1 protein-coding gene is annotated in these 419 nt (G+C 64.0%); it reads left to right on the forward strand.

The window, feature by feature from the left end; genetic code table 11:
* Positions 1 to 419: hypothetical protein (locus EOA33_RS38500; RefSeq protein ID WP_145989632.1), on the forward strand; the 419-nt coding region annotated here is incomplete at both ends.

Raw genomic sequence — 419 nt, forward strand, 5'->3', positions numbered from 1 at the left:
CCGCCGACGGCCCCGCAGTTCGGCCAGCTCGACCGGCGCGAACTCTTCCCATCCATTGTCGACAGGAAGGTTTCGGTGGTGGCGGTGTCGCTGCTTACGCCGGACGAGGCGGCCAGCGAAACCGGCCTCGACGGCGGCCCGTCACAGTCGCCGGGCAGCGACGCGCCAAGCAATTCGGAGACGTCGAGCACCGGAACGATCACCATCGACGCGCCGGACGGGATCGGCTCGATCGTCATCAACGGCGTCACCGTCACGGGCGTCGGGCAGCAGATCCAGGGCCAGTTCGGCTACATCACGATCGTCTCCTTCAATCCGGTCACCGGCGCTATTGAATACAATTACACGGTGACCGAGTCGGTCACCCATCCCGATCACACCAACGGTTACGACCCCAACGATACGGTTCCGGACAATTT

It is taken from the genome of Mesorhizobium sp. M4A.F.Ca.ET.050.02.1.1, assembly GCF_003997725.1.
Taxonomy (GTDB): Bacteria; Pseudomonadota; Alphaproteobacteria; order Rhizobiales; family Rhizobiaceae; genus Mesorhizobium.